This is a genomic window from Deltaproteobacteria bacterium (assembly GCA_009929795.1).
In the GTDB taxonomy this organism is placed as follows: Bacteria; Desulfobacterota; Desulfovibrionia; order Desulfovibrionales; family Desulfomicrobiaceae; genus RZZR01.
This window is the reverse complement of sequence record RZZR01000022.1, coordinates 17,091-27,793: the sequence shown is the minus strand read 5'-3', so window position 1 is coordinate 27,793 and position 10,703 is coordinate 17,091. Positions and strand designations below refer to the sequence as shown.

General features: G+C 53.1%; 8 protein-coding genes. All 8 read right to left on the bottom strand.

Annotation, left to right across the window (positions count from 1 at the left end; translation table 11 throughout):
- Nucleotides 1–312 (bottom strand): aminofutalosine synthase MqnE (locus tag EOM25_04295; protein NCC24412.1); only part of this gene is annotated, 312 nt, incomplete at its 3' end.
- A complete protein-coding gene (gene sppA, locus EOM25_04290) occupies nucleotides 309–1,229 on the bottom strand; it encodes a signal peptide peptidase SppA (protein ID NCC24411.1) in 921 nt (306 codons plus the stop codon). The genes sppA and EOM25_04295, both read right to left, overlap by 4 nt.
- Nucleotides 1,219–2,946 (bottom strand): 30S ribosomal protein S1, encoded by a 1,728-nt coding sequence (locus EOM25_04285; protein NCC24410.1) that lies wholly within the window; start codon nucleotides 2,944–2,946, stop codon nucleotides 1,219–1,221. The genes sppA and EOM25_04285 overlap by 11 nt, the downstream gene beginning before the upstream one ends.
- Nucleotides 2,947–3,057: 111 nt before the next feature.
- Nucleotides 3,058–4,455, bottom strand: coding sequence for an undecaprenyl-phosphate galactose phosphotransferase WbaP (gene wbaP / locus EOM25_04280; protein ID NCC24409.1), 1,398 nt, complete (start codon nucleotides 4,453–4,455; stop codon nucleotides 3,058–3,060).
- The gene (locus EOM25_04275; GenBank protein ID NCC24408.1) at nucleotides 4,452–5,375 is read right to left on the bottom strand and encodes a glycosyltransferase; all 924 of its coding nucleotides are present in this window, start codon (nucleotides 5,373–5,375) and stop codon (nucleotides 4,452–4,454) included. The genes wbaP and EOM25_04275 overlap by 4 nt, the downstream gene beginning before the upstream one ends.
- Before the next feature lie 72 nt (nucleotides 5,376–5,447).
- Nucleotides 5,448–6,713 carry a hypothetical protein gene (locus EOM25_04270; GenBank protein ID NCC24407.1) on the bottom strand — a complete coding sequence of 422 codons (1,266 nt, stop codon included), beginning with the start codon at nucleotides 6,711–6,713 and terminating at the stop codon, nucleotides 5,448–5,450.
- 115 nt (nucleotides 6,714–6,828) lie between these two features.
- Nucleotides 6,829–7,863 carry a hypothetical protein gene (locus EOM25_04265; GenBank protein NCC24406.1) on the bottom strand — a complete coding sequence of 345 codons (1,035 nt, stop codon included), beginning with the start codon at nucleotides 7,861–7,863 and terminating at the stop codon, nucleotides 6,829–6,831.
- Nucleotides 7,863–10,232: a PBP1A family penicillin-binding protein gene (locus tag EOM25_04260; protein NCC24405.1), complete on the bottom strand. Its 2,370-nt coding sequence runs from the start codon at nucleotides 10,230–10,232 to the stop codon at nucleotides 7,863–7,865. The genes EOM25_04265 and EOM25_04260 overlap by 1 nt, the downstream gene beginning before the upstream one ends.
- Nucleotides 10,233–10,703 lie beyond the last annotated feature (471 nt).

The window sequence follows — 10,703 nt, the reverse complement described above, 5'->3', positions numbered from 1 at the left end:
CCCGCCGACGATATGCACTTCCCGGATCGGTTCCTCGTTTCTGGTTTGAAGCAGGGTCCGGACCTGGTCGAGGGACATGACGTAGGCGTCCGCCTGCCCCTTGCGCCGACTGTAGGCGCAAAAGCGGCAGGCATTGCTGCAGATGTTGGTGTAGTTGAGGTGCTGGTTATAGATATAGAAGGCCAGCCTTCCATGTCTGGCCGAACGCGCATCGTAAGCGGATTGGCCGAGTTCGTGCAAATCCCATCGGGCCAAATCCAAGCATTCATCGACCTCGTATCGTTTTGAAGCCGCTTGATCCAAAACGGTCATGGAAGGGTCTCGGTGCAAGTCGATTGAAAGGAATTCCCCAGGAGGAGCAAGTTCTCGGCCAGCTCCAGAACCCCAGCCAGTCTGTTAATCAAAGATTTTGGCTTGATTGGCCCCTCGACCAACGTGAAGTCTGGTTCCATGCCAAGATCCCGGCCCAGGGCCAGGACCACGTCGTCGAATCCTCCCAACTCGTCCACCAAGCCGGCCCTATGCGCCTGCATTCCGGTCATGGCCCGTCCGTCGGCATACGGCAACAAGTCTTCCCGGGACATTTTTCTAGATTCGGCGATGTCGGACACGAACTGCTCGTGGATATCGTCCACCAGACCCTGCATGTATGACCGCTCCTTCTCGTTCATAGGTCTGAAGACCGTTCCAGTGTTCTTGAGGTCCCCGCTGGTCACGGTTTGCTCCCGAATTCCGATCTTCGACAAAAGATCCTGCATGTCGGTCAGCTGGGCCTTGACCCCTATGCTTCCAGTCAACGTCGCCCGGTTGGCCCAGAGCTTGGTTCCTCCGCAAGCCACGTAGTACCCACCCGAAGCCGCCACGCTTCCCATGGAGACATAGACAGGCTTCGTCGCGGCCAGTCTCCGGACAGCCGAGAACATCTCCTGAGACGGGGCCACAGCCCCCCCAGGGGAGTCTATCCGCAGAACTACACCTCGAATCTTGTCATCTTGCTCGAGTGACTCGATCCAATCGTTCACGTCCCGGGAACCGGATATGAAGCCTCGAAGATGAACAACTCCGATCCGATCCCCACCGAACGAAAACCGCGAATCGATCGTGTCATCGTTTAAAAACCAAAAATGAAAAGCGGCCATGGCCCCCAAAATGAGGACCATGGCCAGCATCATAAGCGAAAATCCAAAAATGAACGGATGTCGCTGGCTGAAATGCGAATTACTCGACATCCTCTTCCATCTTCTGCCGGATCAAATCGCCCAGGTTGCTCCCAGCCGCCGGGCCAGACTGCGTCTTGGCATCCCCACGGGCAGACCGTTTGGGTTCGGCCTCCTGCTGCTTGAGCGACAACCCCAGTCTGCGATCATGAGCGCTGACATGGATGACTTTGGCCTCGATCTCCTGGCCTTCCTCAAACATTTCCTTGGGATTCTTGACCTTTTTCCGGCTCATTTCCGAAACATGGACCAGACCTTCGATACCTTCCTCTACCTCTACGAACAGACCGAAATCGGTTATGTTCGTGATCTGACCCTTGAGCACCGCGCCCTCGGGATATCTATTCGGAACGTCAAGCCAGGGATCCTCGGTAAGTTGCTTGATTCCGAGGGTGAACTTCTCGTTTTCCTGATCCACGGTCAAAACCTTGGCCTGCACGAGGTCGCCGACCTTGTACAACTCGTTGGGATGACGGATCTTCTTGGTCCACGAAAGATCCGAGACATGGATGAGACCGTCGATTCCATCCTCGATGCCAATGAACAGCCCGAATTCGGTGATATTTTTGATGGGAGCCTCAAGGATGGTGCCCTCGGGATATTTCTCGGCCACCAGTTCCCAAGGATTGGGGTTGACCTGCTTCATGCCCAGGGAAATCCGCTTTCTGACCGTGTCGACTCCGAGTATGATGACTTCGACTTCCTCTCCGACCTTGACCATCTGAGAGGGATGGCGAAGCTTCCGAGTCCAGGACATTTCCGAAATGTGCACTAGGCCTTCGACTCCTGGCTGAAGCTCGACAAAGGCTCCGTAGTCGACCAGGTTCGTGACCTTGCCGCTGCCCCGAAGGCCTTCGGGAAATTTTTCGGCGATATTTTCCCACGGATCGGGAACAAGCTGTTTGAGCCCCAATGAAACCTTTTTATCCGAGGCGTCGAAACTGAGCACCTTGAGTTCGAGTTCGTCCCCGACCTGGACCATCTCCTTTGGATGTCGAATTCGCTTCCAGGACATGTCGGTGATGTGAAGAAGACCGTCGAGACCACCAAGGTCGATGAACACACCGTACTCGGTGATATTTTTGGCCACTCCGGTGACGACCTGTCCCTCTTCCAAGGTCTTCAAGAGTTCCTCGCGCTTCTGTTCTCGATCTTCCTCCAAAAGAACGCGGCGGGAAACAATGACGTTGCTCCGCTTGCGATTGATCTTCAAAACTCTGAAGTCGAATTCCTCGCCAACCAGGGAATCCATATCCGGGACCGGGCGTAGATCCACATGGGATCCAGGGAGAAAGGCCTCAAGCCCGTTGATATCCACAACATATCCGCCCTTGATCCGACGCTGAATCCGGCCTTTGACCATCTCGCCGCTTTCATAAAGGGCCTCGAGCTCGTCGAGAACCTGAAGCCGTTTGGCCTTTTCCCGCGACAGCGAAATGGTCCCATCACGGTCGTTCTTGCGAACTACGAAAACCCTGATCTTGTCCCCGACATTGACTGTCAGGTTGCCGTTCGAATCCCTAAATTCGGACGTTGGAACAAGCCCTTCGGACTTGAAATTCACGTCGACCAGCACATAATTGTCGTCGATCTTGACGACTTGCCCTTCGACTGTGACGTTTTCCTCCACGTCGCCGAAATCGTCGTTGAAATAATCATCCAACGCTGCTTCGAAATTGATGTCGTCCATGTCGCGATCGACGGTGTTTACAGTTTCTTGGTGTTCCATACGAAAAAATACCCCCTAACGAAAATTTTGCCTTGCCTAGCAGATGCGCGCCCGATTGACAACCAGAAAAAACCGGGGTTTACTATAAAATTACGAATTCCAAATTCAAGTTCATACGGCCCCCCGGCATCTGCAGACCTCCATGGGGGTCTTAGCCATGATATAAATATCTAACCACAATGACCAATTCCGGACGTAATACGCATCAAGATTGATCCGCTCCCCGTAGCCGACGGTGCTTCTTCCCGAAATCTGCCATAGGCCCGTAATCCCTGGCCGAACCCGCTTGTAAAGCTCAAAAATTTCCCGATACCGGTGGATCTCTCCCTCGACAATCGGCCTGGGCCCGACGAGACTCATGTCTCCCTTGAGCACATTCCAAAACTGGGGTAATTCATCTAGGCTGGTCATCCGAAGAAACCGCCCGACTCGAGTCACCCTGGGATCCTTTCGAATCTTATGTTCTCGCTCCCACTCGCAAAGCAGGGCTGGATTGTCCTGCAGGTATTTGTCCAGGATCTTGTCGGCATCTTTGGCCATGGTTCGAAACTTCCAGACCCGAATCGGCCTTCCTCCCCGACCTATCCGAAGATGGCTGTAGAAAACCGGTCCCGGAGAATCCAGAACAATAGCTAGGGCCAATCCGAGGGCCAAGGGGATGATGGGCACCCCGAGACAAATGATCAAAACAAGATCGAAACCCCGCTTGAGAACCTGTCTCTTCGGATCCAAAAGCTTCTGCTTCAGCTCCAGGCCCAAAATCCCTCCGAAATCCACGGCAGCCACCCAGAGTGAAGAGAGTCCGAACATGCCGGGTATCAATATGACTCGATAAAAATTTCTGACATGGGATTCGTAGGCATCCCGCCAGTGACAGACATCCCCTTCGCTGGGAACGACAAAGGCCATGGAGTGCTTCCACTTGGCGGCAAAGATCCGGGCCTCGGACTTTTCCCCATGCGGAAGTCCCGCCTCCTGTGCCAAGTATTTATCGCCTCCAAGAACAGCCCTCGGTCGCACTCCCATGCGGGGATTGGCCAGTAGAATTTTAGCCACCGCAACGACGGCCTCTCCGTCACCAATGATGACCGCCGGATAGCCCCACCATTGGGCCCTCTGGACAATGGATTTCAGGATGGCCCTGAACACGGGAAGAGCAACGAGGATCAAAACCCAGGACATGAGGAAAATGCCCCGGGAATACAATTCGGCCTCCCTTGAGATAAATGTGACCGCAGCCAAGCCCACGAAACAAAATGAGGTGGCCAGCGAGGCCCTCTTGAGTTCCTCTGGGGGGCTGACAAGAACGCCGGGATACAATCCGGCAGCGGCATAGGCCATAAGAAAAAATAGGCCTACAGGCCAGATATCCCAATACAGGGAGGGGTGGAATTGACCCTCGAAGGCATATCGGACCGAAACGCTGACCGCACCGGAACAAAAAATTGCCAAAGCATCCGAGGCAAGCATGAAGCCAGTCATGAGCATCGGCGTTGGAAATTTTGTCATCTCCGTTCACCTGTCTGTGACCAAAAAACCTTATTCTGCCCAAGTTTCAGCTTGAGGCTACATGGAAGCCAAGGCGCACGCCTCCCCAACATATAAGCGATATATTTAAATCCAGAAGCCAAAAACGACCTGGCAACCCATGAAAAACCATATTTTCTTGCATATGACAATTCTGAGCGCATAAAACGAAAACCTTCGCTTCCAGCCTTGCCAAATTTTTCTTGTATCCAGGTATATTTTTCATGGAATGACCCCAAATCGAAATATCTTTTGAATTCTTCAATGATTGTATAATTATGTGAATGATAAGCAGTAGCATCTGCCATGTACGCTATGGAATATCCTTTCATGATCATTCTGGCCGCAATATGCATATCTTCACCAAAAACAATATGCGCAGGAAATCCTCCGAGATCTTGAAAAACTGTTCGGCGATAGGCAGCAAAAGAATTCGATAGAAAAGGCACCTTGATTCCCAGTTTCGGAATGTCATCTTCGTTTTTCACACATGAAACTGGGGGATAATTGAAGATCCTCGCATGGGCAGCCAGAGGATTGGCGTCGGGCATGGGCAATTGCCTCCCACAAACTCCAGCTATCCGAGCAATACGGAAAGGATGTAGCAAGTGTTCCAAGGAACACCGCTTGGCCAAGGATGCATCCTGGGTCATAAAGACGAGAAACTCCCCGCTAGAATATGCGGCTGCGAGGTTACGGGTGCCGCCGTGATCGAATTTATTCCGCTCGATGGACAGGGTTTTGCAACCCAATTCCCTGGCAAGGTCAGCCGTTCCATCCGAAGAAGATGAATCAATGACAATAATCTCGTTTGGGGTAAACGATTGCATCCGGAGGCTGGCTAGGGTCGCCGGAAGATGTTGGGCTGCATTGAGTGTGGGAATAATGACGGAGCAAGTCACACGGCATCATTTGCATAACGTAAAAAGACCATCCCAGAACCAAGGCAACTGAAAAGCCGTTCACAAAACATCCTAACCATGACCATCAAGTACCGATCCAATACGGTTCAAATAGGCATAACCATGGACAGCATCGGGCTCGAGAAAGGCCCCCTCAGCCCATTCGTTCCAGGCATTAACAAAAACAAGACCTTTTGACGGATCAGTTTTCGCCAACGCATGGCTTTTTGCTGTTCTAAACCACTCAGCAAAAGCATTGGGCGTGGCGTCGGCATAAATCACTGCCCGTTCCCTCAAACGGGGAGTATTGTCCCACCCCGGACTTACGCAGGGGATAATCGATTTCCCAGCCTTCAACTCACGACAATAGCCTTTGGCCATCTCCGGATAACTACAAAGAACTCCATTAAAGCTCTGATCAGTACCGTCTTTTTGAATCATATGGCCGTGATGACAGTGCGGTGGAAATTGCACACACGAATCAAAGCCTTGCAACCGAGAGGAAGACCAGTGTGTAAGCGCCTTGACCACGTACAATCCTCCAAACTCACTTTCGCAGGCCTGCCTCCACGTGGAGAGCATGCGGTGAGAATCGGAAAGATCACCAGGGTTGTACACAACAACAAGCGGCCTGCCATTAACTCTCATGTACCGTCTGTCCCTAAAAAAGCTTTTGAGGTGCTCGATAAAAACAATCTCATCCTGCCGGGAATAATTCTGGGCAATCAGAACATGCCGGTCGTTGCCGTCCCAGCGTCTCGTCCAGGTCTCATTGGCCCAGCAAAGACAAAATCCGATATCAATGTCCGGTGTTACTAAAAATTGCTCCACAGGGCGCTCAAGGAGGCGTCGACCCATGAACCAGTAATGGTGAAAGCAAAACCCGCTGACACCATATCGTTTAGCCAGACTGGCCTGGGACTTCATTGTTTCAACAAGCCGAAGATCATAAAAACCCAGGGACCCTGGCAAACGGGGCTGTTGATGCCCGGTGAACAAAGGGCGGGCACGAACAACATTTGTCCATTCAGTAAAGCCCTCTCCCCACCAAAGGTCATTCTCGGGAATGGGATGAAACTGGGGGAGATAAAAACATATAGTTCGAACCTGACTCTCAGCAACCGGATCTTTTCTCATCTCCTCGAAAACAAATTCCTGGACATTAACTTTAGATTGACTACAGACTTTGTCATCTGCATCGACAAATTGACGTAATTTTGATGCCGTATAAAACAATGTATTTGTCGCCGCGATCTTGAAGCCTTTATTTGATACTTCCACAAAAAATCTGCGAACAAATGAGGCCACCCGGCGCAGTTTAGTCATCCATGCCTTCATCTAATCAACACCCCAGAAATAACCTAATCTCGTTTTGATTTCTTCCATACAAATAAACTATCGAGGCACGCATGATCAGTACGCCACAAAATTCATACAGCAACGCAGTATGCACTCATCTTCCAGCCATATGGATCGCGCCGTCAGCCTTGATAGACGATCGACCCAAAAAACGGCTGAAAGATCTGTCCCCCATATGATTGACTACTCTGACAAGGGCAAACACCACGAGCAGAGTAAATCCTAATCGGGCCCAGAGCAGTCCTGACATGTGCGCTCCGAGGACCATCATCAAAAGCGTATCCTCGATTACGCTGTGGGACAGACCCATCAAGGTCACGGCAAAAAAGACATCCCGTGGATGGATCTTGCCCGTCGAAGCCTCACGGATGATCAGGCCTCCCCCGTAGCCGAGGCCCAAAACCATGCCAACTATCGTAATAGGGGTCGCCGCCCTGCCGATGCCCAGGCTGGAAAGAACCGGGGCCAAAATTCGGACCAGAAAATCCGTGACTCGTAGCCGGTCGAAAAACCTCATGACCGTCACTAAGCCAAAAACGATGACAAAAATGATGGCCAAATTCCAAACCTGATCTAGTCCCCAGGAGATCCAGTCTCCTCCGACGACCGAAGCCGGCTGCCAAAAAACCGAACATGGATCCTGCAACCATCCCCCGGCCCGATACATTTTGTCCAGAATTGCACCAAGGACGAGTGCCCCGCAGAAACGAACCAGAAGCTGAAAGACCATGCCCACTCCTGCCCTGCGCGCGATCTGAAGCTCCACAGGCAAGGAGTGGGCGACGAGAATCATCGTGCTCAAGACTGTTACCTGAGCCGTGGTCAGGGACAATTCCGGAGCCAGAGTGACGAAGACAATCATGGCCCCGTAGATGTTGTTGATCATGGCCGTGGCCCAGACAATACCTGTATCTCCTGGAAGACCGACCATGGACATCAAAGGCGAAAGCTGCTCGGCCAGCCACGAAATCCCTCCGAATTCTTGCAGAATGCGAACGAGGATAAGTATTGGAATCATCACCCGGTACAGGGGCAGACTGACTCGAATCGCCTCGACGACCAACCCCGCAACCACGGAACCGATTTTGGAAAAACCGGCCCGAACAGCTTCCTTCCGCTCCTTGCCCATCAGAACACCTGTTTCAGGAGGGCCTCTTCGGCCGCCTGCCTAGCGTCGATCCCCGATCCTGGTAAGTCGTCGGCATCACCAGGGCGGGGACTGGCCCTGGTCGGCTCAGTGCCGGATTTGAAAGGAAGAAAGGCCGTTTCCTTGGACCATGGGCCAGCCAACAAACCGTTTTCGAGATCGACCTTGATCATGACGATGCCGGGAGGCTTGACGAAATCCTCGACCGGATAGTTGTCCTCGACAACCTGCCGATACTGAACCCAAGCAGGCAAAGCAGCCCTGGCCCCGGTTTCGTATCTGCCCATGGGCCGCATATCGTCGAAACCGACATAAACCACGGTCAAAAGGTACGGGGTGAACCCGATGAACCAGGCATCCCGCTCGTCATTCGTGGTCCCAGTCTTGCCGGCGATAGGCCGTCCGAGAGATTTGGCCCGCCAACCGGTTCCGGACTGGACCACTTCTTGAAGAATACTCGTAATAATGAAGGCTGTTTGAGGGCTTATGGCCGAAACGGCTTCATCTGAAGCCCGAAAGATCTCCCTGCCCCAACCATCATCGACCCGAAGGATGGTCCTCGAAGATATCCGGGTCCCATCCCGGGCGAAGGCCGTGAAGGCTTCGGCCAGATTGAGAGGAGTAACCGACGCCGAACCGAGGCTCACCGATAAATCTCTTGGAAAGTCGGCGTCGAGGCCAAGTGCCTTGGCCCGTTCGATGATGGTGCCGATGCCGATACTCTCGGCCAACCGGATAGTGACTAGATTCCTGGATTTGACCAAAGCCGTGTGTAAAAGGGTCGGCCCATAAAAAACCCCCTCGAAATTTGACGGTCTCCATGTCGCGTTCAAATCCTCACTCGCGTAGACTAGGGGGGCGTCCAGCAAGACCGAGGCCGCCGTATGTCCTTTGTCGATGGCGGCCGAATAGACGATCGGCTTGAACCCGGAACCGGGTTGTCTGCGGGCCTGCGTGGTTCTGTTGAACTGGCTGCGAAAAAAATCATACCCCCCGACCAGGGAAACAACCTCGCCGGTTCTCGGATCAATGGAAACCAAGGCACCCTCCACTTCGGGCTCCTGTTCAAGGGCCAGGGGCCAAGGCTGCCCCTCCTTGATCTGACGTCCGGCAATGGAGGCCCAGACCACGTCTCCGACGACAAGAACCTTTCTGGCATCTTTGATCGACGGGACGTTTTCAGTGGCCTTGGATGGATCGGGATTCCGGGCCCAGCCCAAAGTTTCAGTGGCTATCCGCCCCTTGAGGGAGCCCAAGCGAACATCAGCCCCTTTTTCGTCCACTCCGGTCACGAGAACCTTGAACCATTCACCTTCTGCCAGGCTGTCGGGATGGACTTCCTCGGTCTCAAGAAAGGCCTCCCATCGGCCGGGTTCCAGGTGATCGACCGCGCCCTTCCAGCCCCTGCGCTTGGATGAGGCCTGTAGCCCCTCTCTCAAAGCGGATTCGCCCGCCAAGAGATGGGTCAATCTGGCTCCAGTGTACACGTTCAACCCGCCCGTATAGACCTCATCCTCGCCGAACAAAGCAACAAGCCTTCTTCGAACCTCCTCAAGGTAATAGGCCCCTTGGCTCCAAGAAGGGTCGGCCATGCTCTTAAAAACAAGTTCCTCCTGAATCGCTTGATCGAACTCATCCTGTTCAATCCACCTCAGCTCCAGAAGACGTCCGAGAACGTATCTCTGTCGGGTCAGGGCCAATTCGGCATTTCGATAGGGGTTGTAGCTGGACGGGGCCTTGGGAAGGCCGGCCAACAAGGCCGCCTGGGCCAAAGTCAGATCGGAGGCATGGACGGCGAAGTATTCCCTGGCTGCGGCTTCGATGCCGTAGGCTCCAGCCCCAAAATAAATCTGATTGAGATAGATGGTCAAAATTTCGTCTTTGGACAGGTATCGCTCCAGCCTGTAGGCCAGAATGACCTCTTTCAACTTTCTCGAATAACTCCGCTCAGGAGTCAACAGGAGCGATTTGATGACCTGCTGAGTTATGGTACTACCGCCTTGGACGATTTCTCCGGCCAGAAAATTCTTGAGCGCCGCCCTGACGATTCCTGGGATGTCAACTCCTTCGTGGATGTAGAAACCGCTATCCTCGGCGGCCAGAAAGGCCTTGGGTACATTCCTTGAAATTATGTCCAAAGAGACGAGAAAACGTTTTTCCCGATGAAAATACCCGAGAACCTCTCCGTCGCCTGTCCACACTGTTGTAACCAGAGGCGGAGAGTAGTCCGTTATCTTCCGGAAACTGGGCAAATCTCTGGCGGCCCAGAAGTAGAGCCCCACGGCTCCAGCCACGGCAGCAACACATCCAAGGAGAATGAGTACAGAAATGATCTTGAGAAATGTTTTCATCGGGTTCGTACCAAACCGGTCAGATCAGCCCCCAGCATGAGAGCAGATCCGAAAAAACCGTCTGGACATCAACTGGCGTTACGTTCATCTCTCGGCACAGTGCACGGACATCGTTTGTTTTTCTGCAGGCCAAACAATTCGGAGCATCCATCAGGACGATTCTGCGGTTGTCCATCCAGAAGGGGAACAAACGGCAATACAGAGGTCTCGCTTCCCTGGGAAGCGAACAGCCTGATGGGCCAAGAAAAAAACATCGCCCTTCCGATGTCTTCAGCCGCCGATGATGAGCAGTTGACGGAAAACGGAGACGGATCGGCGAGTCGGGCAAAAGCCGTCCCAGTGTCCTGACAAAAGCTTCACTATTGGGCACAAGGACTGAAAATTCAACGGCCCGGTTTCCCAGGGTCTTACGGATGCGAATCTCCTCGGGCTGAGACAGGGGGAAGCAGAACCCTTCCAGTCCGGAGGGAA